This window comes from Paenibacillus sp. NPDC058898 (genome assembly GCF_049316025.1).
GTDB lineage: Bacteria > Bacillota > Bacilli > Paenibacillales > Paenibacillaceae > Paenibacillus_AQ.
Window position 1 is genome coordinate 149,912 of sequence record NZ_JBMOSM010000011.1, and the last position, 14,473, is coordinate 164,384.

Genomic DNA, 14,473 nt, shown 5'->3' on the forward strand with positions numbered 1-14,473 from the left:
AGCAGATTGCAGTCTATGACCAATCCTGCTTATTGATGTTTTGCAATGATGCCCTTCAAGGCTTCTTTGGAGTTCAGACCTACCACTTTATCGACAGGCTGGCCGTCTTTAAAGAAAATCATAGTCGGAATGCTCATCACGCCGAAACGTGCTGCGGATTCCGGATTCTCATCCACGTTCACCTTAGCAATTTTCACAGCATCACCAAGATCTGTGGAGAGCTCTTCCAAAATCGGGGCAAGCATTTTACAAGGACCGCACCATGGCGCCCAGAAATCAACTACAACCGTTCCTTGACCTTCCACTTCACTTACGAAGGATTGATCGGTAACGTTTACGATAGCCATTATATTCTCCTCCTCACGGATAATTTTACATATAGTACGACCATAATTGTTGAATGGGTCGACGAATTTAGTATACCACAACCGGTCGGAAAAAGTGAAATATACTCACCTAAAGAAAGAGGATTTCACGGGTTTTTTATGCAATCTTTACAAATGATTTGCGCATTGGGTATACTACTAGTAACAAGTCGGGTGACTGTCAAGTTTTTCGTGTTGGCACGGCATGTTCACCTTTTGAGGAGGCAAGCACCATGGATGTAAACGTACGCGTTAACGATCCACGGGAGCACATCAATGAAGAACCACGCAATGACTTTGGCGATTTGATGATGGGCTTCGTGGGAATGTTTGGTTTCATGACCATCATCTTTTTCGGATTCGTCATTATCAAGTTCTTGGTTGGCTAATTAGATGACTCCTTGTGCACAATAAAAAGTCTGATCCTGCCGCGTTCCACACGCTAACGGGATCAGACTTTTTACAATTAAGGGAAAAGCTTGTCCATAGGAAGTTTGCTTGCAATACTAGAATTTCCCTCTCTGATTCTCACCAAATAAATGAACGACATCGACAAAAGGCGCAATTCGGTTCATCAATCGCTGTCCTTTGTGTGCCTCCTCCCCATCCTTGCTCGTGAAGCTCAGATGCTGTTCAAGCCCGTCGAGCGGGTAGTTCGACGTATAGAAGGTCGGCAGCCGGTTCATCCGGAAATTCAGAATGGAACCGAGGACATGATCCCGAACCCACGGATTCAAATTCTCCGCTCCGATATCGTCAAAGATCAGCAGATCGCAATGCTTCATCGTCTCCACCATGTCCTTCAGCTTCTGTCCGTCCTGCATCATGGTCTTCAGATCTTCCACGAAATCAGGCATATACACGATAACGCCCGAATGGCCCGCTTTCGCGAGCTCATGCATCAGGTAACCCATCAGGTAGGTTTTACCCGTACCAAACGAACCGGTGAGATACAGGCCCCGCGGGGACAAGCCATTCTCCTTCGTATCCCGGATGTATTTAAAGACCTGGTGCACCGCCGGTGCCCGCAAGCGGTCCTTCGCCATAATCTCCATGTTGTCATAACCTTCGTTCAAGGCATGCTCATCGACATAAAAGCTGCGAATCCGTTTTTTGATCTGATCCTCATTGGTCTTCGCAATCTGCAGGGAACACGGCGACTTACGCTCATAGATCTCCACGGTTCCGTTCATCCGCTGGATATCCAGCTTGCTGAAATGTCCCTCGAAATCATTCGGACACCGGTTCAGGCCGGGACACTCCTTGCAGTGGGCCTGATCCCCCGCATATTGATACAGTTTGCTTAAATTCAATCGTATGACCCGATCATCGATCTCCGGGTATTCGCTCCGCAGAGCTTGAATCAGAGGATTCCTAAGCAAATCCTCCGTAATCTGTTCCGTTCTGCGCCGGAGCGCAGGACTTTTCATGCTTTCCAGCAGTTCACCAAGGGACTCCATCTCTTGTTCCCTCCTCTCTTCAGCAGGATTTCTTTATCCGCCCTTCTTGTTGCCAGCCTGCATTTCTGCCGCAAATCGCATCATTTCTTCGAATTCCTCATCCGATACGGCCTCCGCCTGATCGGACTCCAGAGCCACTGGAATTTCCGGCTTCACCTTTCCGCCTTTAGCGTATGTACGCGTACGTTGTGTGGTTGCCTTCTGCTTGCCTTTCATCTTGGCTTGATCACGTATATACTGAACAGCTTTCTCATAGCTGTTAATCTGCTTCAGCAGCATATTGGAAGCAATGGCCTCCACAAAATTACGGTTGATGCGCTGCTCGCCGCCTGCGGCCATGAGTGACATTAAATAATGAATGAGCACGTTGATGACTTCACCCGGCAGCTTATAGCTCAGGTCGATCTTTTCGAAGATGTCCAGGAACTGCGCTGGGACCGAGCCGGGAAAGAAAGTCTGCAGCAGCCGGGTATAAGGCTCGTTCCGGAGCATCATATTATATTGGTGAATATCGCATTTCGATTGGAACTGGGCAGGAACTTCTACATAGTATTCCATCTCTACGGCATGCTCCTGTGCTGGCTCTTCCGGATCGGCCGTCATCTCCTGATGCAAGGCAACGACCTTGCCCGCGGTAATCTGCCGCTTCTCCTGCATCTTCATTCCCTGCCTAAAGTGAAGACTGGCCTTGTGCTGCAGATCATCCAGCACGACCTCACCATGCTCGGTAAATATGCCGTCCTCATCCAGCAGGCGACACAAATCCTGCGTGCTGAGATCATATTTGCGCACCACGTAATTCACAATGCCCATCTGTTCATGGTCGTAGCGAAGACGCTCCACAAAGACCCGATTGCGGGATTCACGCGGGAAACGGAGAATAATGTCCGCATAGTTCAGACCCTCTCCTTGCGGATTTGGCGGCACCACTGACTTCCGTGACACCGCGACCTCTTCCAGCGCTTGCTCCAGTTCATAATCAATGACATGCGTGTTCAGCTCAAAAATATCATAAAAGGGAACCGAAATGTTCTCCTTGTTGAAGGAAATGCCGGACCATTCAAGGGGTTCCTTGCTCCAGAGCTCTTCTCTTAACGACAGAACGGCGAATTTCCCCACCTTGTCGCGAAGCAGCAGCGTCAGATGCTGGGTGTTGAAGAACTCCGCTGGACTGAGCGGTGCTTGCAGCTCATATTCATAGATATGGTCGTCCGTTTCCGGGACAAACATCCGGCTTGTCTGCAGTAAACCTACCGCTTCCAGCTTAGAGGTTTGCTCAATGAGAAAGCGGCGTCCTTTTTCACTAGGCTCAAGTCCTAATGTCAGAAATAATCTTCGCTGCTGTTCAATAGCCGAGTAACCCACCTTCTCCACCGGCACATGCGATACGAGAAGACGGTACAGACTGATCGCAAACGCGCCAACCATCGGTTGATATATCGAACCAAGCATTTTGTCATCCAGGCCGCTTAAGCAGAAGTCACGGTATACGCAGTAACGGTGGTTCTCTGTAAAATGTAAAAAATTAGTCATGCGCATCGTTTATGCTCCCCCTGTCGCCCAAAAATAGACTTCCTCTATTCTATCATAAATCCGTCGTTTCGAAGTCGGTTCTTTCGCATCAAAAATTCTGGAATTCGTGCACCCGCCATTTGCATGCTTCCATAAATAATAAATGACGGCCCCCGGGTATTGCAGAGCCGCCATCAACACTACATTCAATTTGCGCCACGCGCCTTAAAACATTCTAAAGCCTTTAATACGCAATGTCTTAATGGTCCATCCGCTCAAGTAGGCACCAATCAGACCTGCAACTCCCGTTAAGTAATCCACCAATTGGAATGATCCGACGTGAGTCCAGAACGACATTTGGCCCCGATCCCACAAGCTGTATACAACGACCGGCAAAATGACAATCACAAACAGATAGCAAGGAAACCAGGTCGTCTTCATCAACATATTGAGGATAAAACCGATACCGAACATCATGACAAAAAACAAAATCATCAGCACGAGCACAGGAATAAATTGAAGCATGATCGCTGTTTTCACCTCTTCTTTATCACCTACGCGTAGCAGCTATTCTACTTTATTGCAGCAAGAAACAGCACACCAAGCTTTAGCTAATAGCTAGTTTACTAAAAATAATGTCACAGATCAACGAACAATCGTGAAATCATTGTGTCGGCGTTTGCCCTTCCGACTGCGCTTACAGTACAATATAGGAAGTTAATGCAAGCGGCCATCCGCTTCTATAATAACGAACATAACGTTTAGGAGTGATCACATGAACGAAGCTGCAATGACGCTTGAGGGCTGGTATGCGCTGCATGATTTCCGCACCATCAATTGGCCGGCCTGGAAAGCTGCAGATGAAGAAGTACGTGCTTTTGCGCTGGACGAGCTGAATGCGTTCCTCGAGGAATGGGATGCCGTCGAAGCTGCCCAGAAAGGCAGTACCGCTGTATATACCATCGTCGGTCAGAAAGCCGATTTCGTATTCATGCTTTTGCGCGAGACGCTCGAAGAGCTGAACGCGATCGAGAACGCCTTTAACAAAACAACGTTCGCCCAGTTCACCATCAAGTCATATTCGTATGTAAGCATTGTCGAGCTGAGCAACTACCTGGCTGGCTCCTCCGATGAGGATCCGATGCAGAATCCGCATGTCATTGCCCGTCTGAAGCCGGCTCTGCCTAAATCGAAGCATATTTGCTTCTATCCGATGAACAAAAAGCGGGATTTGTCGGACAACTGGTATATGCTGAGCATGGATGAACGCAAATCGATGATGAAGAGCCATGGGATGATTGGCCGCGGATATGCCGGCAAGGTCAAACAGATCATCACCGGTTCCGTTGGATTCGACGATTGGGAATGGGGCGTAACCCTGTTCAGTGACGACGCGCTTCAGTTCAAGAAGCTCGTGTACGAAATGAGATTTGACGAGGTAAGTGCGCGTTTCGGCGAGTTTGGTCCGTTCTATGTCGGCAACCTGCTCGATCAGGCTTCGTTTACAGATTTAATGAAGGTATAATTCCTTCTGCACATAAAAAGCATGTACAAACCCCCACAAAGTGGAGCCTATGCTACGATGTTTATTCCAAATACTTTGCGGGGACCCCAAAAAACTTATAAATTCTAATATGTCAAAAAAGGGATGCTCTCAACACTGAGAGCATCCCTTCTTCTATTACTCACTATCGTCCTCATCTTGCTCTTGCTTGCGCAAGGTTTCAAGATATTCAGCCGTTGCCCGGTCCCGGGCACGTCCTTTATCCTTGAGCCGCTCAATTGCAGGAAGTATGAGAATGTCGACCTCCTGCTGAATGGTGTAAGCCAGATCGTACCGCTCTTGCGACTCCAAATAGGAGCCGACCTCCATCAGCGCATTATATCGATCCAGCTCATCTCTTGTGAGCAGCCCCCGTACTTGAACGCTGCAGTGTCTCATTTATAGAAACCTACCTTTTTTCAGGACGAGCGGAATCCCTCCAATAATGAAGAGGTAGCGCAGATCAACCAATTTTTTCAGCTGAGCCGCTTTCCATCCCTGATATTTCTTATCGCCGACTACCGCAATGCCTTCGCCCCGGCCGAGGGAAGCAACCGTGCCCTTATTGTGGAACTCGAATTTGCGCATGGACTTGTCCCGAATCGCCGCAACGATATTTTGGGCACAACACACGCCCTGCTGCATCGCCATTTGAGCGGTCGGTGGATAAGGTCTGCCTTCCTCATTAAAAATCAGGGAGTTATCGCCGATAATATAAATGTTCTCATATCCGGGAGCGCGCAAGTATTCATCCACCTTGACGCGACCTCTCATCGTTTCGAAACCAGCTGCTTCCACCAGACGGTTCCCACGGATGCCGCCGGTCCATATCACCGTTGCCGCCCGGATCTCTTCACCATTGTTCAGAACGACTCCGCCTGGGAGGCATTCCTTGATCGCAATGCCCATTTTGAAGGTAACGCCTTTCTTCTCAAGAACGTTCATGGCGTACTCCACCAACTCCGGTGCAAACCCAGGTAACGCGGCAGGCGCGGCTTCAACATTATAGATATTCACCAGCGTCGGATCCACGTCATATTCCTTGCACAGTCTTGGAATTCGGTCCGCCAGCTCGGCTACAAACTCGATGCCGCTGAATCCGGCCCCGCCAACCACCAAGTTAATGCGCTCTTGCGGTCTGCGCTCATTTTTATATAAAGCAAATTGATACTCAATATGCTCACGAATCAATCGTACCGAGTTGATGCTTCGGATCGTCATCGCATGCTCTGCGAGTCCTGGAATGCCAAAGGTTTCCGGCTCACCGCCGAGTCCAATGACAAGATAGTCATAGGATAACGTTCCATCTTCAAGAATAACCTTCTTATCGTGGAGGCGGATTTCCTGAACCGAGGATTTGACCAGGTCGATTTTGAATTCGTCTATCAACTTGGAAATGGATACCCGGGTGTTCTCAATGCTGTCTGTTCCTGCTGCCGGCATATGCAAATGCGTTGTAATATAATGATAATCATGGCGATTCACCAATGTAACATCAGCCTCATTATAATTCAGCTCTTTTTGCAGCCGCTGCGCTGTCAATATGCCCCCGTAACCCGCGCCAAGGATTACGATCTTCGGTATGCTGCTCATTCTATTGCTCCTTCCAGCTTACTCTTTATATATACAGTATGGTACACATGTTAACATTCTGTGAAAATGCATCCAAAAAAAGAGAAGAGCCCTTATCAGAGCCCGTTTCATCATTTGACCTGAAGGTTCATTAAGGTTCAAAAACAGCTGAAACACTAAGTTTCCTTACTGCTGCTGCAGTTGATAATATATGGGACTACCCTGTAATGAACGCAAGTTATCACGTTAATCATATGCATAAACCATGCAAATATCAAGAAATTTTTTGCCATATAATGTGCAAATAATTCCGCCATTTCTCCCTTACTTACTAAGTAAGCGCATCCATTCCAATGTTAGGTATTTTAACTCAATTCTCGTCTTTTCATGCCGGTTCGGGACGATTATAATAGGTAAGGAATTCATGAATCAGCTTTATCCGGACAAGAACGTCTGTCTGATTCGAATATAAACTCATTTTATGGAGGTGCTTACCGCATGACAACGATGCCACAAGACAGCAATATGACGGATCTTTTGATTATCGGTGGCGGACCTGCAGGTATGTTTGCTGCTTTTTACGGCGGAATGCGCCAAGCTTCGGTAAAACTTATCGAGAGCATGCCTCAGCTTGGAGGCCAATTAGCTGCGCTGTATCCTGAGAAGTATATTTATGACGTAGCAGGCTTTCCAAAAGTAACCGCTCAAGAGCTTGTGAACAATCTGTCTGCCCAAATGGAGCTCTTTAAAACGGACATTCGTCTTGAAGAGAAAGTACAGGCTGTGGAAAAACTCGAAGAACATCATTTTGTCGTAAAAACAAATCTGGGTGAACACCACGCCAAAGCTGTCATCATTACAGCCGGTGTAGGAGCGTTCCAACCCCGTCGACTGGAGATTGAAGGGGCAGAAGCATACGAAAAGTCCAACCTTCATTATTTCGTCAACGATCTCAGCCGCTTTAAAGGTAAGAAGGTTCTCATCAGCGGCGGCGGCGACTCTGCGGTAGACTGGGCGCTCATGATCGAGCCGATCGCCGAGCAAGTTACACTGGTTCATCGCCGTGATAAATTCCGTGCCCATGAGCATAGTGTTGAACAGCTGATGGCATCGAAGGTGAACATCATTACGCCAACCGAGATCACCGAATTGCATGGTGATGATACCATTACGAAGGTTACGCTTTCGCATATTAAGACCAAAGAGACGCAAGAGATTGAAGTGGACGATGTCATTGTCAATTTCGGGTTTGTGTCCTCCCTCGGTCCGATCTCCGAATGGGGCATCGCCATCGAAAGCAACTCCATTGTGGTGGATTCCCGTATGGAAACAAGTATCCCCGGTATTTTTGCAGCCGGCGACATCACCACCTATCCGGGCAAGGTCAAACTGATCGCTGTTGGATTTGGCGAAGCACCTACCGCCGTAAACAATGCCAAGGTTTACTTCGATCCTGAGGCCAGATTGGCTCCGGGCCACAGCAGTAACATGAAATTGTAAGGACAGCCCGGATTCTAACTTCATATACATCTATATTCATAGAAAAAAAGGTATCTTCATTCCGAGGGGGTATGCACCGCCCCGGAATCGAAGATACCTTTTCTATTCTTCAAACCATATGTAGAACTTGGTTGAAAGCTCCCACATTATATACGTATCATGTCGTAAGTTATCTATTCTATATACGAAAAATCTGATTAATGCAGGATGCTGCCGGAATCGGTGTCCAAGTTCCGTTTATGAATCTCGGCTAGCAGTAGAGTGATGAACTCTCGCTCCAACTTCAACTCAATAGCCATATGATAGGAATCGAGAAGCATCTCATCCGTCAACATAGCCATCCCTCTCACACCCCTTCCTCAAATTTCCTGAATCTATCATATCAGACATACCAAAACGGAACAACTGTTCGCTTATCCACAACCTCTTGTGGAAATCCTGTGTATAATTTGTTGGTAAGTGTAAAAAACAGGGTCATATCAAAGTGGATTATGGGGATAAATGTTATACACAGGATATTGGGGAAATCTACTATAAAAAAAATTAATCAATTATAATATCGGTAGATTATCGTTATTTTTTTATTACCCTATTAAAAAATCATTAAACGGCTGCATTTGGGAATATTAAACAAAAATTCAGCTTGGTCTTGTATTAACCTCCAAAATCCAAATCTTGCCCTCATTGTCTAATCCATAATCAAATCCCAGTTCGCCGATCCCTGGAAAATGGGCTTCCAATATTCCTATGCACTGCCTGGTTACGTGGCGCATTTCATTGCGCTTTTCCATCGCATTAATATCGGGCAGTGACAGCCGGAGTGCATGACCACAACGAAGCAGCGTCCCCCCTTTACAAATATTCGTCACAAAAAGCCCTGGGTTCGCAAGCCGCCCAAGCATGGCCCGAATTTTCCATCTTCCTCGATCCTTGACTACCTTTACACGGTAATCCAGCGGACGTCCCTGAATATTAGCCAAATGAATACCCTGCTGTATCAAGTAGCGCCGTCTCAGTCTTATTCTGCTCAGTACGTATAACAGGGAATTCAATGTATCTACATGAACAGTACGCCTCTTATGGGTTACCAAGTATCCCGTTCCGTCTTTCTGTATTCGGATGACTCCGTTACCACCGGTTCCTACAATCGGCTTGATCACGACCATTTCGTGTTCTGCCAGCATTGAGACCAGGGTATCCCCTCCATACGACTGAGTAGCCGGAATGTAGGGAGCAACCTGCGGATCGGTCAGCAGCGCTTCCGTTTTCAACCACTTGCTGGCCAGTTGTCTTCCCGCCATGCTGCTTTCGCCTCCTTTTATTCATGACATACGTTATCCTATTCCCCTATCCGCACTTTGTCTTGGATGATTGTCCGTGATGGTATGCCTAATAATTGGGGTTCTTGTGGCCTCATGACAGCCTCCCTTTGCAAATGATGTGATCTGTCGTATAGTAAGAACAGAGCTTTGTCCGTAATAAATCCATCACCTTGGATAACGATAAAGGAGGCTTTGTCACCTTGGCAGCATTGTTTGAAGTTTTATACTGGATCGCCATTGTCGGCATGTCGATTGCACTTGCAGCCGTAACCGTTCTTATCTTTGCCATGGGCTTCAAGTTCATCAAGGATAAGCGCAGAGGACTCGGAGCGGGCTGCATCATATTTTCGCTTGTGGCCGCCGGCATGATCGTGCTGATGCTGAACGATACCTTCTTCTTCCCGGTCTGAACTATGAAGAACCCGAAAAAGCAGCCTCTTCTTATCGCGGAGTTGGCTGCTTTTTCGGGTTCTTATGTCTATAGCGGATTTTCCCGATAACGCAAAAAAGACCTCCCCGACAAGATTGTCTGGAGAGGTCTTTCACTGTTGGACTCAGGCTTAACCCTCTAGAGAGTCCTTATTAGCAAGGCTCTTCGTTCGGTTTGCCCGCATCCGTTGCCGTACGGAATGACGAACCGCAGCCGCACGTTACGGTCGCGTTCGGATTGTGGATGGTGAAGCCCCCGGTCATGCCGGATTCCTCAAAATCGATTTCCAGACCATTCAGGTATTTCAGATCGTCCTTCTCGACAACGACCTTCATATCCTGCAGATCCATATATACGTCAGCTTCCGTTTCATTATCGTCAAAGCCCATTGCATATGAAAAACCACTGCAACCGCCGGCAGTGACACCCAGTCGAAGGAACATATTGGGCGTTTCCTGTTCAGCAAGCATTTCTTTTAAACGTTCTGCAGCTGAGTCGCTGATTGTAATCATAGGTCACCCTCCTTTTCGTTCACTTCTTAAGTATACTCCTCTTCGCGAATTCGCTCAAGGTTGTTATGATGGCTTTTGACATGTAATGAATAACCTATTTTCAATTCCTCTATTTGTATTGCTACCCCGCGGGGTCAGGTTTATAATAGGGAAGGAACATGGGCGGCAACTGTTGGATAATTGTCACATCCCTCAGCTAAAAAGCGGCAAAGGTTATGGCTGGTCCACAGTTGTATATTTTTTCACAAACTTATTTATTTATTCAGCCCATTATTGATGTTGTTGTTATACCACTATAAACGGACCGTTCCCTTAGGGGAGTGATTCACTTTATGATCGCTTTTCTGCAGAATCTTCTAAGCAGATCAAGTGTGAACAGGAGGATTGAACATGTCCACAATTGTGACACCATTTACCGATCAGAGAATGGCCGAGATCGTTGCGAAAGTCCAAAGCGGCGAACGCCTGAATCTTGAAGACGGTGTGTATTTGTACCAAACCGATGACCTGCTGACCCTCGGGCAGCTGGCTAATGAAGCAAATTTGCGCAAGAACGGGAAGAAAGTTTACTTCATAGAGAACATGAGTCTCTATTTCACGAATGTATGCGAATCCTACTGCGCTTTTTGCAATTTCCGAAAAGATCAAGGCGAGGAAGGCTCCTATACCCTCTCCGGCGCTGAGATGATTGAATATGTCGAGCAGCATATTCATCCCGGCATTCGTGAATTTCACATCGTTGGCGGACATAATAACCATGTGCCGTTCCAGTACTATGTAGATTCCCTGAAGGCATTGAACGAGCGTTTCCCGGAAGTAACGCTAAAAGCCTATACGGCGGCGGAGATTGAATTCTTCACTCGCATTAGTGGGCTTAGCACAAAGGAAGTACTCCAGGAACTGCAGAAAGCAGGTCTTCAATCCTTAACAGGCGGCGGCGCCGAGATTCTGTCTGACCAATATCGTCAGAAGATGAAAGTGGACAAAGCGAACGTGGATCAATACCTCGACGTTCACCGTACCGCGCATAAGCTTGGCATGAAGACACACACCACCATGCTGTACGGATCGATCGAGAGCCACGAGGACCGGATCCGCCATATGCTGCAAATTCGGGATCTTCAAGATGAAACAAACGGATTCATGGTGTTCATTCCCCTATCCATGCAGCCGAAGAATAAGAATGCAGGCATCATGCGCCGCAATTCGGCCTACGAAGATTTGAAAACCATTGCCATCAGCCGTTTGATGCTCGATAATATCGATCACATCAAAGCGTACTTCATTAATATCGGGGCGCAATTAACTCAAGTTGCTCTCAGCTTCGGAGCTTCCGACGTCCATGGTACGATCCTCAAGGAACGTATTAGCCATGCTGCAGGAGCCTTAACACCGGAAGGGCTGACACGCAAAGAGCTCGTCTGGCTCATCCAAGGCGCTGGCCGGATTCCGGTTGAACGCGATACCTTCTACAACGAGATCAAGGTTTACGAATAAATCTTACCAGCAGGGATTTAAGCAAACGAGAGACGTTCCAAAAAACGGAAAACAGGTTAAAGAGATAATATAGCGTGGGTAACCTAAGCCGCTTCCAGCGGCGTTTTTCTTGCGAATCGGCGCTCACCTTCTTATCTCTTGAGAAAGGAAGAAATTTATGAAAAAGCTCGTCATTCTCGGCGGAGGCTATGGTGGTCTTGCCCTAATTCAAGAATTATTCAGCGGCTATCTTCCTCCGGACGTGGAGGTCGTGCTCATCGACCGCATGCCATACCAAGGACTCAAAACCGAATATTACGCGCTGGCAGCAGGCACCGTAGCCGATACCGCCGTTCGTGTTAAATTCCCGGTGTATGACCGCCTCCAAATTGTATATGGTGAAGTCACATCCATTGATCTAGAGAAGAGGCTTGTTAACCTGACGAACAACGATCCCGTGGAATACGATCAACTCGCCATTGCTCTGGGATGTACGGACCGTTATCATGGAGTACCGGGTGCTGAAGAATTCACGTTCAGCCTGCAATCTTTCTCTGCATCCCGGGAAACCTATTTGCACCTGAACAACCTCAGACCTTATGGTCATGTTCATATCATTGGCGGAGGCTTAAGCGGCATCGAGCTCGCTGCCGATCTTCGTGAAAGCCGGCCTGACCTTAATATCGCCATCTTGGACCGAGGACAACGGGTACTTTCTTCTTTTCCTAACCGTTTGTCTGCTTATATTCATCGCTGGTTTGAGGAACACCATGTGGATATCCACAGCGGCGTTTCCGTATCCCGAGTTGAGAAGGGCGCCGTGTACAATCTGGATGTGCCAATCGCAACCGACCTGGCTGTATGGACGGCGGGTATTCAGCCCGTAAAGGTCGTACAGGATCTGGATCTGCCAAAAGACCGCAGCGGACGCATTATGCTGAACGAGTGGTATCAGGTTCCTTCCCATCCGGAAGTGTACGTGATCGGCGACTGCGCCAGCCTCCCGTTCGTCCCAAGCGCCCAAGCCGCTGGGGCTCAAGCCGAGCAAGTGGGACATGTCATGAAAGCTTTATGGCGGGATGATACGCCAAAGGTATCTCCGCTGAAGCTCAAGGGAACCCTCGGTTCCCTCGGCAAACATGCAGGCTTTGGACTCATGGGCAGCACCTCGGTTCTGGGCCGGGTACCAAGGATACTGAAGAGCGGCGTTCTCTGGAAATCCAAGCGTCACTACTAGCACTGAGCAGGATGCTGGCGCTTTGTAGATCCTTATGGAAGGAATATGCCAGGAATCAGGCTCAGCTTTCCTCTTCGCTGTCCTGAAAGCTTTCCAGTTTCGCTATGACAACGTCAAGCAGTTCTTCAGCCGTGGGAGCCTCGACCCATTCGCCATCCAGATAAGCGAAGGGCATCAGGTAGCACTGGCCGCAGCTGGTCAGGCAGCCGTATTCGATGACCTGACAATCATACTTGGCTTCAAGCGTCTGTAGAACTTTATCCGTGCCAAAATAGGAATTGCTTGTGCAAAACTCAATGATTATGGACATTGTGATTAGACCTGCCTTAAGATTGGCATTTTATTTTGCCGGTTTATGTACTATAATATAGGGAGGAAAGGAGTTGAACAAGATGAGTGAAAACACGCAAACCACTGTATATGATGAAGTGGCTGAGGTGCTTGATAAACTTCGTCCGTTCCTGCAGCGCGACGGCGGTGACGTGGAACTGGTTGACGTTGAAGACGGCATCGTTAAGCTGAAATTGATGGGTGCATGCGGTAGCTGCCCTAGCTCCACCATTACTCTGAAGGCAGGGATTGAACGCGCCCTGGTTGAAGAAGTAGAAGGCATTCAAGAAGTAGTTCAAGTATTCTAAATCTTCTTTAACTATAAAGAGTCTTGGTTTCCCTCGTGGAACCAAGACTCTTTTTTTGAGATAAAAGAATGAATAAGTTTTCAGCGAAGCGTAAGCCATTCTTTAATCGCATTTATATGTTTGTTATTCCGGCTTAATCAACGGGCGGATCGGGTCCAGCCCACCGGATATATCCATGATATTGCCAGTAATGAAATCCGAATTATCCAGGCATAAATATTCGATCACCCGGGCGATGTCCTCCCCGCTTCCCGATCGTCCGCGCGGGGTCAGCCCATCTTGAATGCCCGAAACTTCATCGATGGTCTTCTCTTTATTGGCTCCGCGGATGTCCCCAGGACAGATCATATTCACGGTGATTCCATACGGTGCTTCTTCCACCGCAAGCGTCTTCGTAAAGGAGACCAGGCCCACTTTAGCAGCCGCGTAGGCTGAACGCTGAGGCCACGCGCGGGCTTCTCCCGCATGTCCGAATCCGAAGTGGATGATGCGTCCCCACTTCTTCTCCCGCATGGCAGGCAGAACGCGGTGGTCCAGCAGCATGACGCCGGTTAAATTGCCATTCACCATATGGACGATTTCGTCCCGGCTGTACTCTGAGAACAGACGACGCTCCCGAATGAAAGGGCCTGCGTTGTTCACCAGGATATCGACGCTTCCCAGCTGCTCCTCCGTCTGATCCACCAATGAATACAGCTCACGCTCGCTGGCGATATCGGCTTTAATCGCAATAGACTTCACGCCAAACCCCTCGATTTCACGGGAGAGCGCCTCCGCTTCATCCTTGCTGTTTACATAATTTATAGCCAAATGACATCCCTGCCGAGCTAACGACAGCGCCGTCATTTTCCCCAAACCTGTCGCACTGCCTGTAATCAGCGCCACTTTTCCCTTCAAGGCTTTCCC

Annotated in this window: 18 protein-coding genes; 7 read left to right on the forward strand and 11 right to left on the reverse strand. The window is 48.0% G+C overall.

The genetic code is table 11. From position 1 onward, the window contains the following. Positions 1-29: 29 nt before the first annotated feature. On the reverse strand, positions 30-347 hold the full coding sequence (trxA, locus tag ACOZB4_RS25290) for a thioredoxin (protein WP_076324831.1): 318 nt from the start codon (positions 345-347) through the stop codon (positions 30-32). 251 nt (positions 348-598) lie between these two features. On the opposite strand from trxA, the gene ACOZB4_RS25295 reads away from it, so the two are divergent. Then, on the forward strand, positions 599-754 hold the full coding sequence (locus ACOZB4_RS25295; RefSeq protein ID WP_006212594.1) for a hypothetical protein: 156 nt from the start codon (positions 599-601) through the stop codon (positions 752-754). Between the two features lie 117 nt (positions 755-871). On the opposite strand, the gene dnaI is transcribed toward ACOZB4_RS25295, so the two are convergent. The 3 genes from dnaI to ACOZB4_RS25310 form a co-directional block, all read right to left on the reverse strand. After that, positions 872-1,825 carry a primosomal protein DnaI gene (gene dnaI / locus ACOZB4_RS25300; protein ID WP_379407311.1) on the reverse strand — a complete coding sequence of 318 codons (954 nt, stop codon included), beginning with the start codon at positions 1,823-1,825 and terminating at the stop codon, positions 872-874. Between the two features lie 33 nt (positions 1,826-1,858). After that, positions 1,859-3,364, reverse strand: a complete 1,506-nt coding sequence (locus tag ACOZB4_RS25305) for a DnaD domain protein (protein WP_076324833.1) — start codon at positions 3,362-3,364, stop codon at positions 1,859-1,861. A 198-nt stretch (positions 3,365-3,562) separates the two neighbouring features. Continuing rightward, on the reverse strand, positions 3,563-3,862 hold the full coding sequence (locus tag ACOZB4_RS25310) for a YuiB family protein (protein WP_339273692.1): 300 nt from the start codon (positions 3,860-3,862) through the stop codon (positions 3,563-3,565). Positions 3,863-4,112: 250 nt separating this feature from the next. Between ACOZB4_RS25310 and hemQ the strand changes: the two genes are divergently transcribed. Further along, entirely contained in the window at positions 4,113-4,862 is a 750-nt protein-coding gene (gene hemQ, locus ACOZB4_RS25315; RefSeq protein WP_076324834.1) for a hydrogen peroxide-dependent heme synthase, read from the forward strand. A 156-nt stretch (positions 4,863-5,018) separates the two neighbouring features. Here hemQ and ACOZB4_RS25320 read toward each other — a convergent pair whose 3' ends face one another. Together ACOZB4_RS25320 and ACOZB4_RS25325 are read right to left on the reverse strand one after the other, a co-directional pair. Further along, a complete protein-coding gene (locus ACOZB4_RS25320) occupies positions 5,019-5,279 on the reverse strand; it encodes a hypothetical protein (protein ID WP_076324835.1) in 261 nt (86 codons plus the stop codon). Then, positions 5,280-6,473: an NAD(P)/FAD-dependent oxidoreductase gene (locus ACOZB4_RS25325; RefSeq protein ID WP_379407312.1), complete on the reverse strand. Its 1,194-nt coding sequence runs from the start codon at positions 6,471-6,473 to the stop codon at positions 5,280-5,282. A 477-nt stretch (positions 6,474-6,950) separates the two neighbouring features. Here ACOZB4_RS25325 and ACOZB4_RS25330 point away from each other — a divergent pair, with 477 nt between their 5' ends. After that, on the forward strand, positions 6,951-7,952 hold the full coding sequence (locus tag ACOZB4_RS25330; RefSeq protein WP_379407313.1) for an NAD(P)/FAD-dependent oxidoreductase: 1,002 nt from the start codon (positions 6,951-6,953) through the stop codon (positions 7,950-7,952). A gap of 197 nt (positions 7,953-8,149) precedes the next feature. Here the strand turns inward: ACOZB4_RS25330 and ACOZB4_RS25335 are convergent, their stop codons facing one another. Both ACOZB4_RS25335 and ACOZB4_RS25340 read right to left on the reverse strand, forming a co-directional pair. After that, entirely contained in the window at positions 8,150-8,293 is a 144-nt protein-coding gene (locus tag ACOZB4_RS25335; RefSeq protein ID WP_098748866.1) for a sporulation histidine kinase inhibitor Sda, read from the reverse strand. A 297-nt stretch (positions 8,294-8,590) separates the two neighbouring features. Next, entirely contained in the window at positions 8,591-9,253 is a 663-nt protein-coding gene (locus tag ACOZB4_RS25340; protein WP_379407314.1) for a YheC/YheD family protein, read from the reverse strand. Between the two features lie 221 nt (positions 9,254-9,474). On the opposite strand from ACOZB4_RS25340, the gene ACOZB4_RS25345 reads away from it, so the two are divergent. After that, on the forward strand, positions 9,475-9,684 hold the full coding sequence (locus ACOZB4_RS25345; protein ID WP_076324839.1) for a hypothetical protein: 210 nt from the start codon (positions 9,475-9,477) through the stop codon (positions 9,682-9,684). 172 nt (positions 9,685-9,856) lie between these two features. On the opposite strand, the gene ACOZB4_RS25350 is transcribed toward ACOZB4_RS25345, so the two are convergent. After that, the gene (locus tag ACOZB4_RS25350) at positions 9,857-10,216 is read right to left on the reverse strand and encodes a HesB/IscA family protein (RefSeq protein WP_076324840.1); all 360 of its coding nucleotides are present in this window, start codon (positions 10,214-10,216) and stop codon (positions 9,857-9,859) included. Between the two features lie 390 nt (positions 10,217-10,606). Between ACOZB4_RS25350 and mqnE the strand changes: the two genes are divergently transcribed. Together mqnE and ACOZB4_RS25360 are read left to right on the forward strand one after the other, a co-directional pair. Further along, entirely contained in the window at positions 10,607-11,713 is a 1,107-nt protein-coding gene (gene mqnE / locus ACOZB4_RS25355; protein ID WP_098748869.1) for an aminofutalosine synthase MqnE, read from the forward strand. Between the two features lie 157 nt (positions 11,714-11,870). Beyond that, positions 11,871-12,929: an NAD(P)/FAD-dependent oxidoreductase gene (locus tag ACOZB4_RS25360; RefSeq protein WP_379407315.1), complete on the forward strand. Its 1,059-nt coding sequence runs from the start codon at positions 11,871-11,873 to the stop codon at positions 12,927-12,929. Positions 12,930-12,990: 61 nt separating this feature from the next. On the opposite strand, the gene ACOZB4_RS25365 is transcribed toward ACOZB4_RS25360, so the two are convergent. After that, positions 12,991-13,239, reverse strand: a complete 249-nt coding sequence (locus tag ACOZB4_RS25365) for a YuzB family protein (RefSeq protein WP_379407316.1) — start codon at positions 13,237-13,239, stop codon at positions 12,991-12,993. Between the two features lie 82 nt (positions 13,240-13,321). Here ACOZB4_RS25365 and ACOZB4_RS25370 point away from each other — a divergent pair, with 82 nt between their 5' ends. Continuing rightward, positions 13,322-13,567: a NifU family protein gene (locus ACOZB4_RS25370; RefSeq protein ID WP_006212609.1), complete on the forward strand. Its 246-nt coding sequence runs from the start codon at positions 13,322-13,324 to the stop codon at positions 13,565-13,567. A gap of 123 nt (positions 13,568-13,690) precedes the next feature. Here the strand turns inward: ACOZB4_RS25370 and ACOZB4_RS25375 are convergent, their stop codons facing one another. Beyond that, positions 13,691-14,464, reverse strand: a complete 774-nt coding sequence (locus ACOZB4_RS25375) for an SDR family oxidoreductase (RefSeq protein ID WP_076324844.1) — start codon at positions 14,462-14,464, stop codon at positions 13,691-13,693. Positions 14,465-14,473 lie beyond the last annotated feature (9 nt).

Coding starts and splice junctions, on each gene's coding strand:
- trxA (WP_076324831.1), bottom strand. CDS start 347: ATGGCTATCGTAAACGTTACCGATCAATCCTTCGTAAGTGAAGTGGAA.
- ACOZB4_RS25295 (WP_006212594.1), top strand. CDS start 599: ATGGATGTAAACGTACGCGTTAACGATCCACGGGAGCACATCAATGAA.
- dnaI (WP_379407311.1), bottom strand. CDS start 1,825: ATGGAGTCCCTTGGTGAACTGCTGGAAAGCATGAAAAGTCCTGCGCTC.
- ACOZB4_RS25305 (WP_076324833.1), bottom strand. CDS start 3,364: ATGCGCATGACTAATTTTTTACATTTTACAGAGAACCACCGTTACTGC.
- ACOZB4_RS25310 (WP_339273692.1), bottom strand. CDS start 3,862: ATGCTTCAATTTATTCCTGTGCTCGTGCTGATGATTTTGTTTTTTGTC.
- hemQ (WP_076324834.1), top strand. CDS start 4,113: ATGAACGAAGCTGCAATGACGCTTGAGGGCTGGTATGCGCTGCATGAT.
- ACOZB4_RS25320 (WP_076324835.1), bottom strand. CDS start 5,279: ATGAGACACTGCAGCGTTCAAGTACGGGGGCTGCTCACAAGAGATGAG.
- ACOZB4_RS25325 (WP_379407312.1), bottom strand. CDS start 6,473: ATGAGCAGCATACCGAAGATCGTAATCCTTGGCGCGGGTTACGGGGGC.
- ACOZB4_RS25330 (WP_379407313.1), top strand. CDS start 6,951: ATGACAACGATGCCACAAGACAGCAATATGACGGATCTTTTGATTATC.
- ACOZB4_RS25335 (WP_098748866.1), bottom strand. CDS start 8,293: ATGGCTATGTTGACGGATGAGATGCTTCTCGATTCCTATCATATGGCT.
- ACOZB4_RS25340 (WP_379407314.1), bottom strand. CDS start 9,253: ATGGCGGGAAGACAACTGGCCAGCAAGTGGTTGAAAACGGAAGCGCTG.
- ACOZB4_RS25350 (WP_076324840.1), bottom strand. CDS start 10,216: ATGATTACAATCAGCGACTCAGCTGCAGAACGTTTAAAAGAAATGCTT.
- mqnE (WP_098748869.1), top strand. CDS start 10,607: ATGTCCACAATTGTGACACCATTTACCGATCAGAGAATGGCCGAGATC.
- ACOZB4_RS25360 (WP_379407315.1), top strand. CDS start 11,871: ATGAAAAAGCTCGTCATTCTCGGCGGAGGCTATGGTGGTCTTGCCCTA.
- ACOZB4_RS25365 (WP_379407316.1), bottom strand. CDS start 13,239: ATGTCCATAATCATTGAGTTTTGCACAAGCAATTCCTATTTTGGCACG.
- ACOZB4_RS25370 (WP_006212609.1), top strand. CDS start 13,322: ATGAGTGAAAACACGCAAACCACTGTATATGATGAAGTGGCTGAGGTG.